The sequence below is a fragment of the Ferruginibacter sp. genome, from assembly GCF_031391665.1.
Taxonomy (GTDB): Bacteria; Bacteroidota; Bacteroidia; order Chitinophagales; family Chitinophagaceae; genus Ferruginibacter.
Map to the genome: position 1 here is coordinate 1 of NZ_JANMUN010000092.1, position 14174 is coordinate 14174.

General features: G+C 36.6%; 11 protein-coding genes. 9 read left to right on the plus strand and 2 right to left on the minus strand.

Annotation, left to right across the window (positions count from 1 at the left end; all coding sequences use genetic code 11):
- The 7 genes from ACY651_RS07130 to ACY651_RS07160 form a co-directional block, all read left to right on the plus strand.
- The coding region (locus tag ACY651_RS07130; RefSeq protein WP_462251125.1) for a PAS domain-containing protein at positions 1-5917 on the plus strand (5917 nt) is incomplete at its 5' end.
- 132 nt (positions 5918-6049) lie between these two features.
- Positions 6050-6499, plus strand: coding sequence for a response regulator (locus ACY651_RS07135; protein ID WP_462251127.1), 450 nt, complete (start codon positions 6050-6052; stop codon positions 6497-6499).
- Between the two features lie 103 nt (positions 6500-6602).
- Positions 6603-7046, plus strand: a complete 444-nt coding sequence (locus tag ACY651_RS07140; RefSeq protein WP_462251129.1) for a response regulator — start codon at positions 6603-6605, stop codon at positions 7044-7046.
- Positions 7047-7152: 106 nt separating this feature from the next.
- Positions 7153-7623, plus strand: a complete 471-nt coding sequence (locus ACY651_RS07145; protein WP_462251131.1) for a response regulator — start codon at positions 7153-7155, stop codon at positions 7621-7623.
- Between the two features lie 10 nt (positions 7624-7633).
- The gene (locus ACY651_RS07150) at positions 7634-8077 is read left to right on the plus strand and encodes a response regulator (protein ID WP_462251133.1); all 444 of its coding nucleotides are present in this window, start codon (positions 7634-7636) and stop codon (positions 8075-8077) included.
- A complete protein-coding gene (locus ACY651_RS07155; protein WP_462251135.1) occupies positions 8074-8529 on the plus strand; it encodes a response regulator in 456 nt (151 codons plus the stop codon). The genes ACY651_RS07150 and ACY651_RS07155 overlap by 4 nt, the downstream gene beginning before the upstream one ends.
- Positions 8530-8578: 49 nt before the next feature.
- On the plus strand, positions 8579-10114 hold the full coding sequence (locus ACY651_RS07160) for a sensor histidine kinase (protein WP_462251137.1): 1536 nt from the start codon (positions 8579-8581) through the stop codon (positions 10112-10114).
- A 210-nt stretch (positions 10115-10324) separates the two neighbouring features.
- Here the strand turns inward: ACY651_RS07160 and ACY651_RS07165 are convergent, their stop codons facing one another.
- Together ACY651_RS07165 and ACY651_RS07170 are read right to left on the minus strand one after the other, a co-directional pair.
- Positions 10325-10474 (minus strand): hypothetical protein, encoded by a 150-nt coding sequence (locus ACY651_RS07165; RefSeq protein ID WP_462251139.1) that lies wholly within the window; start codon positions 10472-10474, stop codon positions 10325-10327.
- Positions 10474-10887 carry a transposase gene (locus ACY651_RS07170; protein ID WP_462251141.1) on the minus strand — a complete coding sequence of 138 codons (414 nt, stop codon included), beginning with the start codon at positions 10885-10887 and terminating at the stop codon, positions 10474-10476. The genes ACY651_RS07165 and ACY651_RS07170 overlap by 1 nt, the downstream gene beginning before the upstream one ends.
- Positions 10888-11169: 282 nt before the next feature.
- Here ACY651_RS07170 and ACY651_RS07175 point away from each other — a divergent pair, with 282 nt between their 5' ends.
- Entirely contained in the window at positions 11170-11715 is a 546-nt protein-coding gene (locus tag ACY651_RS07175; RefSeq protein ID WP_462251143.1) for a YciE/YciF ferroxidase family protein, read from the plus strand.
- A 107-nt stretch (positions 11716-11822) separates the two neighbouring features.
- Positions 11823-13970, plus strand: coding sequence for a catalase (locus ACY651_RS07180; RefSeq protein WP_462251145.1), 2148 nt, complete (start codon positions 11823-11825; stop codon positions 13968-13970).
- Positions 13971-14174 lie beyond the last annotated feature (204 nt).

The window sequence follows — 14174 nt, forward strand, 5'->3', positions numbered from 1 at the left end:
GACAGTTTTAAACCATGAATTAATTGGCCTGAACGAGCAGATAACAGATGCAAGAAATTACAACGAAAGCATTGTTGCCACCCTTTACCAACCTTTGCTGGTGCTGGATAAACACCTGCGTGTAAAAACCGCCAACAAAGCTTTTTACAAAACATTTAAAGTAAATGAACAGGAAACAGAAGGCGTATTAATTTATGACCTGGGCAACCGGCAATGGAATATACCAGAGCTGCGAACTTTGCTGGAAGAAGTGTTACCACAAAAAAAACAGATCACTGATTATGAAGTAACTCATAATTTTTCATCTATTGGTATACGAACTATTTTATTATGCGCCCTTGAAATTACAAGAGAAAAAAAAGAAGAAAAATTGATCCTGCTTTCTATTGAAGATGTAACCGAAAAAGCATCAGCACAGAAAAAAATTAAAGAAAGCGAACACCGTTTCCATGAACTTGTTCGTTCATCACCATCACTCATTAGCATTTGTAAAGGTGAGGATATGATAATTGAAATTGCCAACGATGCTATATTAGAGAGTTGGGGCAAGGGAAATATAATCGGACAATCGGTGTTTGATGCAATACCCGAATCGGTAGAGCAGGGTTTTGATAAACTTTTATTGAGCGTATATAAAACAGGCGTGCCCGTGCAGGCTAATGAAGTACCTGTTACCTTGCTCCGCAAGGGTATTAAAGAATTAGTTTATTACAATCTAATTTACCAGCCGCAGCGCAATGTAGATGACGAAATAGAAGGCGTGGCAATAATTTCTACCGAAGTAACACCGCAGGCTGAATTCAATTTAAAAATAAAAGCAAGCGAAGAACAGTTAAGGTCGTTAGTAATGCAGGCACCCGTGGCAATTTGCATTTTTAAAGGCAGGGATTTTATTGTGGAAGTTGCCAACAAAGGTTTTTTACAAATAGTGGGCAAAGCCGAAAATGAATATGTAGGCAAACCCGTGTTTGACTCCGTACCCGAAACAAGGAGTACTGCAGAACCTTTGCTGTTGCAAGTTTTAAATACTGGTGTACCCTATTTTGGAAATGAATTAGAAAACACCATTACCAGGTTTGGTAAAACAGAAAAGGGTTTTTTCAATTTTGTTTTCCAACCTATACTTGGAAATGATGGAACAGCTACCGGAATAATGGTGGTAGCCAACGAAGTAACGGAACAGGTGCATGCAAGAAAAAAAGTGGAAGAAAGCGAAGCAAAATACCGAAGCCTCTTTGATACCATGGATCAGGGTTTTTGTATTGTGGAAGTATTATTTGATGAACACAATAATCCCATTGATTATCTTTTTGTGGAGGTAAACCCGGTTTTTGAAGAACAAAGCGGCTTAAAGAATGCTGCCGGAAAAACCATATTGGAATTGGTTCCTGATCTTGAAAAACGCTGGTTTAACATTTATGGAAAAGTGGTTACCACCGGAGAGTCTATCCGCTTTATAGAAGGTTCAGATGCAATGGGCCGCATGTTTGATGTATATGCATTTAAAGTGGGCGAAGTGGAGAGCCGCAGGATAGCCATACTTTTTACTGATATAACTGAACAAAAAAGAACGGAAAAAAATTTGATAGAAAGTGAAGAACGCTTCCGCTCACTGGTGATGGCCACTTCCAATACAGTGTATAAAATGAGTGCCGATTGGAAGGTGATGTATAACCTTGAAGGAAAAGATTTTTTGGCCGATACAACAGACAGCAGCATTTCGTGGCTTCAAAAATACATCCCAGAATCAGAAAGAACGTTAGTGATTAAAACAATTGAAGAAGCCATTGCACATAAAAAAATATTTGAACTGGAGCATCAGGTATTTGATGCCGATGGAAATATTGCCTGGACCTATTCCCGTGCTGTACCCAAAATAAATGAAAAGGGAGAAATTATAGAATGGACAGGTGCGGCAAGCAATATTACCGAACGTAAAAGAGCCGAACAAACACTGGTTGAAAGCGAACAGCGGTTTAGAAGCCTGGTAGAAAAATCGCCTAATCCCATCTGTATTTTTAAAGGCACCCAAATGACGTTGGAACTGGCCAATGAGCCGATGTTGAAAATTTTTAGTGCAGGTGAGGAAGCACTTGGTAAACCATATCTGGAAATTTTACCAGAAATGAAAGAACAGCCTTTTATGGCATTGTTATTAGATGTGCTGCAAAATGGGGTTACGCATTACGGCACTGAGCAGCCTGCTTATTTTGTGCGGCAAAATGGAGAAAAAGAAACCTATTATTTCAATTTTGTGTATCAGCCTTATCATGAAAATGATGGGTCTGTTTCGGGAGTAATGGTTTTAGCTACTGATGTAACAGAGCAGGTACTTGCCCGTAAAAAAGTAGAATTACAAAACCAACTCTTCAGCGATATGCTGATGACAGCTCCTGGTTTTGTAGCCACGCTTGCCGGGCCAGATCATGTATATGAATTAGTAAATGAAAAATACCAGAGTTTATTTGGCAAACGGGAAATAAAAGGCAAGGCCATTATGGAGGCCCTGCCAGAATTAGAAGGACAGGGGTTTGACACACTGTTGGATAATGTGTACAACACCGGCGAACCTTATGTGGGTATAAATATTCCAATAACATTAGCCCGTGATGAGGGTTTAGCACCGGAGGAAAGATATTTTAACTTCAGTTACCAACCAATGTACGATGAGTATAAAAATATTTTTTCTATACTGGTTTTTGGATATGAAGTAACAGCACAGGTAATTGCTACTAAAAAAATTGAAGAAAGCGAATCCTTTAACCGGGCAGTATTAGAAAGCAGCCCCGATTGTATTAAAATGCTGGATGCTGATGGCAGGCTGCAATTTATGAACAGTAATGGTATTTGCCTGTTAGAACTGGATGATTTTGAGCAGGTACAAAATACCTATTGGTGGGATATGTGGGAACCGGATAACAGGCAAATAATAAAAGATGCAGTAGAAACAGCAAAAAGCGGAGAAAAAATTCAGTTGCAGCTTTTTGGCCCCACAGCAAAAGGCACTCCTAAGTGGTGGGATATAATAGTATTGCCCGTGCAGGAAGATGGAACTGATAAAAATTTGCACCGCATACTTTCTGTATCAAGAGATATTACCAAACAAAAATTAAATGAGCTTAAAGAAAAAGAATTATTAACCAGGTTTCAAAACCTGGTATTGCAGGCACCCGTTGCAATATGTGTATTACGCGGCCAAAATTATGTAATAGAAGTTATTAATAAAGGCATGTATGAAATGTGGGACAGAACATTAGAACAGGCATTAAACAAACCTGCATTTGAAGTGCTGCCCGAATTGATGGAACAGGGGTTTAAAGAATTGCTGGATAATGTTTACAAAACAGGCGAACGTTTTGTAGCAGATGAACTTCCTATTAATTTAAAACGAAACGGAAAAATTGAAAATGCGTTTGTAAAATTTGTGTACGAGCCTTTAAAAGATGCTGATGGTACAATTTCGGGAGTAATGGCATTGGCACATGAAATTACCGGGGAGGTTCTTTCAAGAAAAAAAATCGAAGAAAGCGAAATAAAATTCCGTTCGTTGATTGAAGAAGCACCGGTGGCTACCTGCATGTTTACCGGCAGGGAAATGAAAATAGAAGTAGCGAACGATATAATGATTGGCTATTGGGGCAAAGGAAAAAGTGTAATTGGAAAACCATTAGCTGTTGCTGTTCCGGAATTAAAAGGGCAACCCTTTTTAAAAATATTGGATGAGGTGTTTACCACAGGCAAAACTTATCATTCAAATAATGCCCGTGCCGAATTAGAATTAGACGGGTTATTAGGCACATACTATTTTGATTTTACCTATAAACCTATTTTTAATGCAGTTGGCGAAGTGTATGGTATTATGGACATGGCGGTGGACGTAACAGAACAGGTAATTGCCAGCAAAAAAATTGAAGAAAGTGAAGCTCATTTCCGCCAATTGGCCGACCTGATGCCTGCAAAAATAAGTAATGCCAATGTTGATGGTGAGGTGACTTACTTTAATAAAAGCTGGTTAGATTTTTCAGGATTTAATTTTGAAGAATTAAGGGATTTTGGATATCATCAAATTATCCATCCGGATGAGCTGGAAGAATTTCAAACCCGTTTTCAAAATGCAACAGTAACCTTAACAGATCTGGTAATGGAAATGCGCTTTAAAAATAAAGCGGGTGATTATGTATGGCATTTAAATATAGCATCGCCGGTAAAAGATGAAAATGGAAAACATAAAATGTGGATTGGCGTTACTACTGATATTAGTGAACAGATAAAAATCAGGGAGGGCAACTTAGTCATTTACGAAACATATGCAAAAGAATTAAGAGAAGCAAAAGAACTGGCAGAGCTGGCTACGGTAATTGCGGAAGCGGCAAAAGATAATGCAGAAAAAGCAGCCGCAATTGCAGAAGAAGCCGTAAAATCTAAACAGCAGTTTCTCAGCAACATGAGCCACGAGATAAGGACACCAATGAATGCCATTATCGGCTTTAGCAAAGTGGTATTAAAAACTGATTTAACCGAAAAACAAAAAGAATATTTAACCGCAATAAAAATAAGCGGCGATGCTTTAATAGTATTGATCAACGATATACTCGACCTGGCAAAAGTTGATTCGGGCAAAATGACCTTTGAACAAATACCTTTTAAATTAGCGGACTCTATAAAGGTAATGATGCATTTGTTTGAGCCAAAAGTTCAGGAAAAAAATATTGAGTTGGTTAAGGAATATGATAATAAAATTCCTGCAGTGCTGGTAGGCGACCCTGTACGTTTGCACCAGATTATTTTAAACTTATTAAGTAATGCAGTAAAATTTACTAACCAAGGAAAAATAACGGTAAACGTTAGCCTGCTTAATGAAGATGAAGAAAAAGTAACTGTTGCTTTTGCAGTTAGCGATACAGGCATTGGCATACCACAGGATAAAATAGCCAGCATTTTCGAAAATTTTCAACAGGCATCGGCCGATACCACAAGATTATATGGCGGCACCGGGCTGGGGCTTGCCATTTCAAAACAATTGGTAACAATGCAGGGCGGCAACATAACCGTAAAAAGCAAAGTGGGCGAAGGCGCTGTTTTTAGTTTTACATTATCTTTTAAAAAAACAACCGCAAGGGTAGAAGCTGCAGCAGAAATAATAAAAATTGCTGCACAAATTAAAAATATAAAAGTGCTGGTGGTAGAAGATGTGGCATTAAACCAGTTATTAGTAAAAACGCTTTTAGAAGATTTTGGATTTGACTGTGATATTTGTGCCAATGGAAAACTGGCAATAGAAAAATTACATACCGGTGCTTACGATATTATACTGATGGATTTACAAATGCCCGAAATGAATGGCTTTGAGGCAACAGAATATATCCGCCACACCATGCATTCGGCAATTCCTATTATTGCATTAACTGCCGATGTTACTACCGCCGATGTTGCAAAATGTAAAGCCGTGGGTATGGATGATTATATATCAAAACCTGTTGACGAAAAATTATTGTACAGTAAAATAATTAAGCTGATGGAAAAGCCGGGAACGGTTGAAGAAATTATTGCTGCAATAAAATATACCAACCTGGAGTATTTACAAAAGCATACCAAATCAAATCCAAAACTGATGATGGAAATGATACAGCTTTACCTGGAGCAAACACCACCATTAATAAATACCATAAAACAAAGTTTGGCCGGTAAAAATTGGGAGCTGCTGCAGTCAGCAGTACATAAAATGATTCCTTCGTTTTCAATTGTTGGGATGAACCCTGATTTTACAGCCATGGCAAAAAAAATTCAGCAATATTCAATAGCCCCGGAAGTAAACGATGAGGTACACGATCTTGTTTTGCAATTGGAAAAAGCCTGCGGCCAGGCTTGTATAGAAATGGAAGAAGCATATAACAGTATTAAAAATACAAACTCATGAATAACGAAGCAGTAGCAGGTAAACGCATGCCCAGCCCTGGTTCGTGTCTTCACGAACCAGCGTGGACGAATTTAAAATTGGTTCGTAGACACGAATCAAGGCAGCATATAACAGCATTAAAAATACTAACTCATGAATAACGAAACAACCGATGACAAACACCGGGTAAAACTTTTTTTGGTAGATGATGATGCATTGTTTTTAAAATCTTTAGAAATTGAATTTATGCAGCATGCCGATTTTAGTATTGAAACATTTGCCTCTGGTGAACTTTGCGTAGCACAATTGTCGCACAATCCTGATCTAATTATTTTAGATTATCATTTGGATGGCATTGATAAAACTGCGATGAATGGCATGCAAACACTAGACAAAATAAAATTGGAGCGTCCCGAAATTCCGGTAGTTATTTTATCATCGCAGGATGATATTAATGTGGCCGTTAACTGTATGCATCATAAAGCATACGACTATGTGGTAAAAAGCGAAACCGCTTTTGTGCGCCTGCAAAGAAATATCAGCACTATCATTCATCACAAAAAATTAGAAAAACAATTAACCTGGTATATGGACAGGATGTGATGGTTAATTAGTTTATTGGTTTATTAGTTAATTGGTTAAATGGTTTATTAGTTATTTGGTTTATTGGTATATAGCTCAAAGCTCACAGCTCATCAAACTTAAAATGCACACTGAATCAAAACAAATTTATCTTAAAATTCTGCTGGCAGAAGATGACCGGGACGATCGTTTTTTCTTTGCGAAAGCTTTAAATGAAACAAAGATAGCAGCACAACTTGCTACTGTAAATGATGGTGACGAATTGATGGATTACCTTTTTAAAAATACAAATTCGCTGCCCGATATTATTTTTCTCGATTTAAGTATGCCCCGTAAAACGGGTTACGAATGTTTAACAGAAATGAAAGAAGATATTATTTTAAAAGAAATTACTGTAGTAATGTTTTCAACTTTTTATGCAAGGGATATTAATTATGAAAAAAATATAACAGATATGCTTGGCAATATTGGTGCACATGATTACATACGCAAACCGGGCAGTTTTGAACAGCTTAAAATTGTTATTAAAAACGCATTGAACAAAATAATAGAAAAAGCTGCAAGCTGAATTTCGCAGCCGCTGCCTTGGTTCGTGTCTCACGAACCATTATAGCGAATCAAAAAATTGTTTTGTGAGACACGAACCAGGACATACATTAAAATAATACTATAAAATGAATGCAGAACAACCACACACAGCACTTAATATTCTCCTTGCAGATGACGACAGGGACGACCGTGCTTTCTTTGAAAATGCATTGCTGGAAATAGCCATTGCCACTCATCTTACCTGCGTAACTGATGGTGAGCAACTGATGGAATACCTTACAGAAAATAAAAGAAAATTACCTGATATTGTTTTTTTAGATTTAAGCATGCCCCGCAAAACAGGGTTCGAATGCCTGGCAGAAATAACAGGGGATAAAAATTTTACGAGCCTTTACATTGTTATGCTTACCACTTCTTTTACAAGAGGGATGGATTTAGAAGATAACCTTATAAAAACACTTTTAAATATGGGGGCACACCATTATATTCGCAAGCCCTCCGATTTTGAAGAGTTGAAAAAAATTATTAAAGATATACTCACCATTTTTATAGAAAAAAAACCACACAGCGAAACACCATTTAAAAACATCAATTAAAAATACTTTTATGAACACAAAACAAATGAATATTTTACTTGCAGATGATGATATTGACGACCGCAATTTTTTTAAAGATGCTTTACAAGCATTGCCGCTTACTACAAGTCTATCCACTGTAAACGACGGGGACGAATTGATGAATTACCTTTTAGCAAATACAGAACAATTGCCCCATGTTCTTTTTCTCGACATTAATATGCCTGCCAAAAATGGTTTTGAATGTTTAGAAGAAATAAAACAAAATAAAAAATTGAAAGATATACCAGTGGTGATGTTTTCAACATCCTCAGAACAGGATAAAATAAAGATACTCTTTAAAACGGGTGCCGATCTTTACATACACAAGCCTTCTAATTTTGCACAACTGGTGCAGGTTATACATCATGCATTGCCGATGGCCGCAGAAAATATATTTTCTAACGGCACATTGAAATATATACTTAACGCATGAGTATAAAATCTTTCAGGTTACTTCTAGCAGATGATGATAAGGATGATTGCCTTTTTTTTAAAGAAGCAATTGAGGGAGTAATAGCCAATGAAAACTTTACAGCAGTGCATGATGGGGAGCAGCTGATGCAGTGGCTTGAAAATAAAATAAACCAGCTTCCTGATATTCTTTTTTTGGATTTAAATATGCCCCGTAAAAACGGGTTTGAATGCCTGGCCGAAATAAAACAAAATAAAAAATTAGATATGCTGCCGGTGGTTATTTTTTCTACTTCATTTGAGCAGGAAGTAGTGAACCAGCTGTATATAAACGGGGCAACATATTTTATCAGAAAGCCATCAGAATTTTCGCAATTCAAAAAAATAATTCTGCATACGCTTTCACTTTTGATCCAAAAAAATATTTTACAGCCCAATACTGAAAATTTTGTGCTGACAGCGGTAAATACTTAAGTTATTAAATAGAATCAATTACATTTTTAACCACCTCAACTTTAGCAAAATGAGTATCAATAAAATAAAAAATTTAGATGAGGATAAGTTGAGCATTGCCAACAAAGAATTGATTTTTCAAAACGAGGAAAAAGAAAAACGGGCAGCGGAGTTAAGTATTGCCAATACAGAACTGGCATTTCAAAATAAAGAAAAAGAAAAACGGGCAGCAGAGCTGAGCATAGCTAACATAGAACTGGCATTTCAAAACGAAGAAAAAGAAAAACGTGCCGCAGAATTAGGTATTGCTAATAAAGAACTGGCATTTCAAAATGAAGAAAAGGAAAAACGTGCCGGCGAATTAGGCATTGCCAATAAAGAATTGATTTTTCAAAACAATGAAAAAGAAAAAAGGGCAGCAGAGTTAAGCATTGCTAACAGGGAACTGGCATTTCAAAATAAAGAGAAAGAAAAACGGGCACAAGAGTTACATATTGCCAACACAGAATTGCTTTTTCAAAACGAGGAGAAAGAAAAACGTGCCGCTGAATTAGGCATTGCCAATAAAGAGCTGGCATTTCAAAACGATGAAAAAGAAAAACGGGCAGCAGAAAAGGAAAAGCGGGCTGAAGAATTAATTATTGCCAACAAAGAACTGGCATTTCAAAATGATGAGAAAGAAAAAAGGGCAGCAGAATTAATTATTGCCAATAAAGAACTGGCGTTTCAAAACGAGGAAAAAGAAAAGCGGGCTGCAGAATTAATTATTGCCAATAAAGAACTGGCTTTTCAAAACGAAGAAAAAGAAAAGCGGGCTGCAGAACTAATTATTGCCAATAAAGAGCTGGCTTTTCAAAACGAAGAAAAAGAGAAACGGGCTGCAGAATTAATTATTGCCAATAAAGAGCTTTTGGCATTCACTTATATTTCAAGTCATGATCTGCAGGAACCATTACGAAAAATTCAAACTTTTGTAACCATCATCCTGGAAAATGAAAGTAAAAATTTATCCGAAAAGGGAAAATATAATTTAGAACGCATGCAATTGGCTGCAGGCAGAATGCAGCAGTTGATCGATGATCTGTTAGCCTTCTCCCGTATCAGTACAACCGAACTGGTATTTGAAAAAACTGATCTTAAAATAATTATAAACGAAGTAAAAGCCGAGCTGAAAGAAACAATACAGGAAAAAAATGCAACCATTGATGCCACGGAACTCTGCAGTGCCAATATTATTGCTTTTCAGTTTCGGCAGCTTATGTATAACCTTATCAGCAATGCATTAAAATTTTCAAATCCGGATGTGCCATCGCATATTGTAATAACAGGCTGTATTGCTAAAGGCAGTAAATTAAATAATAAAAAACTTTCGCCTGATAAAAATTATTGCCACATAACGGTTAAAGATAACGGCATTGGTTTTGAACCACGTTTTAACGAACGCATTTTTGGGGTGTTTCAAAAATTACACGGCAAAGATGTGTATGCAGGCACCGGTATTGGCCTTGCTATTGTAAAAAAAATTGTTGAAAACCATAATGGTACAATTACTGCAAACGGCGAATTAAACAAAGGTGCACAATTTGATATTTATATTCCTGCCTGAGTTTTCGTTCCGACGGGGTCTTCATAGCATAGCCTTTGTGTGCTGGCATGAGACCCCGGCGCTTAAAACAGCTTCAAATATTTTTACACCCAATTCTCATTTTTATATTTTCGTTCCGCCGGGGTCTTCATAGCAGCACCTTAGTGCGCTGGCATGAGACCCCGGCGTTTAAAAAGCGCTTTAAATATTTTTACACCCACTCTTGCATTTTTATATTTCTTTATAATGCAGTGGCGTAAAATGTTTACTAATACCTAACTCATAAAACGACGCAGTGCTATGTTCATAATTAGTAAAATCATTTACTAAATTCCATTTACAACTTACAGGGTTATAATGTATGTAAGCTATCTTTTGCATTAAAAATTGTTCCGAATATATTGCCTTGGCGTCAAAGGAATCTTTAAAAACTTTATGCAATTGACCTTTCTTTTTTCTATTGCGGTTAAAGCATCCGACAAAGTTTTTAAAACATCAGTAGCTCCTTTATCTTTTAACTGTGTTATAATTTCATACGCCATAAAACGTTTACCATTGGAGATAATTTTATTCAAATCAAATCCTGTGTCTTTAAAATAGAGGATACAATGTACATGGTTGGGCATTATTACGTATGCAACCACATCGCAGTTGTATTTATCTTTTAATACTTTAAACCAGGTATAAACTGCATCGTAAGTGTTTGAAATTTCAAAAAGGTTTATCCAGTTGCAACAGGTAAAAGTGCAAAAGTACATGGAGTAAATATCAGAGTGCTTATAACGAATTGCCATTACTTATTAATTTACAAAGTGGTCTTTTGTAAATTTAAGCATCTTTTAAACGCCGGGGTCTCACCCAACGCTTGTAGCCCGGCTGTGAAGACCCCGACGAAACGGACGCCTGGGTCTCACCCCACGCTTTTTGCCCGGCTGTGAAGACACCGGCGAAACGGAGACTCTTTTTGCCCGGCTGTGAAGACCCCGACAAAATGGAAAAGCAACCAAATTTATTGGCATGGAATTACGGATTTAAAATCATTATTTCTTAACGATTTTAAATCTTAATTACAAACCATGGACACACAAACAAAAAAAGCTCCGGCAACTAAAGTTCCGGCTAAAAAGGATGCTGCTAAACAATTAGAAGATCTTTTTGAAGACAGTTTAAAAGATATTTACTGGGCAGAAAAAGCATTGACAAAAGCATTACCTAAGATGCAAAAAAATGCTACTTCTCCTAAATTAAAAAAAGCTATTGCAGACCATCTTTCCCAAACTGTAGAACATGTTACACGTTTAGAAGAATGTTTTGAATCTATAGGTAAAAAGCCAGTCGCAAAAAAATGTGATGCCATGGAAGGATTATTAAAAGAGGGCGAAGGAATTATGAAAGAAACCCAACCCGGTGCGGTAAGGGATGCAGGTATTATTGGCGCTTCGCAAAAAGTAGAGCATTATGAAATTGCTACTTATGGCACACTGGCTGCCTTTGCAAAAGTTTTAAATCAAAAAGTGGCTTTAACTAATTTACTGAAAACACTGGAAGAAGAAAAAAAATGTGATGAATTGCTGACTTCTATTGCAGATACCGCATTAAATTCTGCGGCAATTAAAAATTAAAAATATCAGGAGAGCTATAAAATTATTTTACTGCTCTTGATTATTAATATTAAGGTTGCCTTATTTTTTGAGGTAACCTTAATTGTTTTAAGCAATAAAAAAATATTATGAAAAAGAAAATAAACCCCAAAGCAGGAAGCAATATAAAAATTGAACAATTAAATAAATCTGTTGTCGTAAATGATAATGAGGCATTAACAACCAACCAGGGACTTAAAATAAATGATAATCAAAATTCATTAAAGGATAGTGATAGAGGTGCCACACTTTTAGAAGATTTTATTTTAAGAGAAAAAATTACTCACTTCGATCATGAAAGAATACCTGAAAGAATTGTACATGCAAGAGGTTCCGGGGCACATGGCTATTTTGAATTGTACAAAAATTTAAGCAAATATACCAAGGCCGGATTTTTAAATGATACAACAATAAAGACACCTGTTTTTGTAAGGTTCTCTACTGTTGCCGGTGGTGCTGGTTCTACAGATATGGCCAGAGATGTACGGGGTTTTTCTGTAAAATTTTATACGCAGGAAGGTAATTATGATTTAGTAGGAAATAATATTCCTGTATTTTTTATACAGGATGCCATGAAATTTCCTGATTTGGTACATGCCGTAAAACCAGAGCCTGACCATGGCATGCCGCAGGCAGCTTCAGCACATGATACCTTTTGGGATTTTATTTCACTAATGCCCGAATCATTACACATGATTATGTGGGCCATGAGTGACCGTGCCTTGCCAAGAAGTTTACGGATGATGGAAGGGTTTGGCGTACATACTTTTAAATTAATTAATAAGGACGGTAAATTTCATTTTGTAAAATTTCATTGGAAACCATTGTTGGGTGTTCATGCTGTTTGCTGGGATGAAGCTACCAGGATATCTGGAAAAGATTCAGATTTTCACCGAAGGGATTTGTACGAAGCTATTGACAGTGGTGCTTTTCCTGAATGGGAATTAGGCTTACAAATTATACCGGAAGAAGATGAACACAAATTTGAATTTGATTTACTCGATCCAACCAAACTGGTTCCTGAAGAATTAGTACCTGTAACAATTGTAGGTAAAATGACATTGAATAAAAACCCTGATAATTTTTTTGCTGAAACAGAGCAGGTAGCCTTTCATCCTGGCCATTTAGTACCTGGTATAGATTTTAGCAACGATCCCTTATTGCAGGGTAGATTATTTTCTTATACTGATACACAATTGTCACGCCTTGGTACGCCTAATTTTCATGAGTTACCCATTAACCGTTCTATTAATGAAGTGCACAATAACCAGCGGGATGGTATGATGCGGCAAACAATAAGCAAAGGAAAAGTAAGTTATGAACCTAATAGTTTAGCTGGCGGTTGTCCTTTTCAGGCAGGTATTAAAGATGGCGGTTTTACATCACACAACCAACGGGTGGATGGACAGAAAATACGGAACAGAAGCAAAAGTTTTATAGACCATTATTCTCAGGCAAAATTATTTTTTAACAGCCAAACTTTACCGGAGCAGAAACATATCATTAATGCACTAACTTTTGAATTATCGAAAGTGCAAACAATTGCAATAAGAGAAAGGATGGTTGGTTTATTATCTTTTATAAATAAAGATCTTCCAAAAAAGGTAGGGGATAATTTAGGTATTAAACCTGTCAAACCACAAAGTCCTGTCAACCAAAGTTTTCCTGCTGATGCTAACCCTAATGATTATCAAAGTAAGGAATTTGAAATGATGTTGAAGAAGTCGGAAAAGTTAAGCATGGAAAATACAATTAAAGACAGTATCAAAACCAGGCAAATTGCTTTTTTAATAGCAGATGGTGTAAATGCTTCTTCGGTAAATAATGTAGCTGCAAAACTAAAAGCTGGTGGTGCGGTTGTTCATTTAATTGCAAAAACTATGGCACCTGTGATTGCCGAAGATAAAAATACATTTATACCAGATCATTCATTACTAAGTACGGGCAGTGTTTGTTTTGATGCAGTTTATGTTGCGTCAGGTAAAAAATCTATTGATATTTTAAAGACAGACCCGGCCGCAATTTTATTTGTAAACGAAGCTTATAAGCATTGTAAAACAATAGGTTTTGGTAAGCACACAGAATCATTTATTGATTTGACAAATGTTAAAAAAACTATGGCGAAAGACCCTGCGGTACTGCAGGAATCTGGTGCAGGTTTTGTAAAAGATTTTATCAGCGCTATTGCTAAACACCGTGTGTGGGATCTAGAAGAAGCAAGAAATAATCCTGCATAATTAAATGATGAGTAGTGTTTTTGATGTTCCGACGGGGTCTTCATAGCAGCGCCTTAGTGCGCTGGCATGAGACCCCGCGTTTAAAAGAGCTTAATATTTTTACGCCAACTCCTCGTTGTAACAGGTAAATCGCAAAAATACATGGAGTAAATATCAGAGTATTTATAACCAATTGCCATTGCTATTAATTTACAAAGTGGTCTT

Coding starts and splice junctions, on each gene's coding strand:
- ACY651_RS07135 (WP_462251127.1), top strand. CDS start 6,050: ATGAATAACGAAACAACCGATGACAAACACCGGGTAAAACTTTTTTTG.
- ACY651_RS07170 (WP_462251141.1), bottom strand. CDS start 10,887: ATGGCAATTCGTTATAAGCACTCTGATATTTACTCCATGTACTTTTGC.
- ACY651_RS07180 (WP_462251145.1), top strand. CDS start 11,823: ATGAAAAAGAAAATAAACCCCAAAGCAGGAAGCAATATAAAAATTGAA.
- ACY651_RS07145 (WP_462251131.1), top strand. CDS start 7,153: ATGAATGCAGAACAACCACACACAGCACTTAATATTCTCCTTGCAGAT.
- ACY651_RS07165 (WP_462251139.1), bottom strand. CDS start 10,474: ATGCAAAAGATAGCTTACATACATTATAACCCTGTAAGTTGTAAATGG.
- ACY651_RS07160 (WP_462251137.1), top strand. CDS start 8,579: ATGAGTATCAATAAAATAAAAAATTTAGATGAGGATAAGTTGAGCATT.
- ACY651_RS07150 (WP_462251133.1), top strand. CDS start 7,634: ATGAACACAAAACAAATGAATATTTTACTTGCAGATGATGATATTGAC.
- ACY651_RS07140 (WP_462251129.1), top strand. CDS start 6,603: ATGCACACTGAATCAAAACAAATTTATCTTAAAATTCTGCTGGCAGAA.
- ACY651_RS07155 (WP_462251135.1), top strand. CDS start 8,074: ATGAGTATAAAATCTTTCAGGTTACTTCTAGCAGATGATGATAAGGAT.
- ACY651_RS07175 (WP_462251143.1), top strand. CDS start 11,170: ATGGACACACAAACAAAAAAAGCTCCGGCAACTAAAGTTCCGGCTAAA.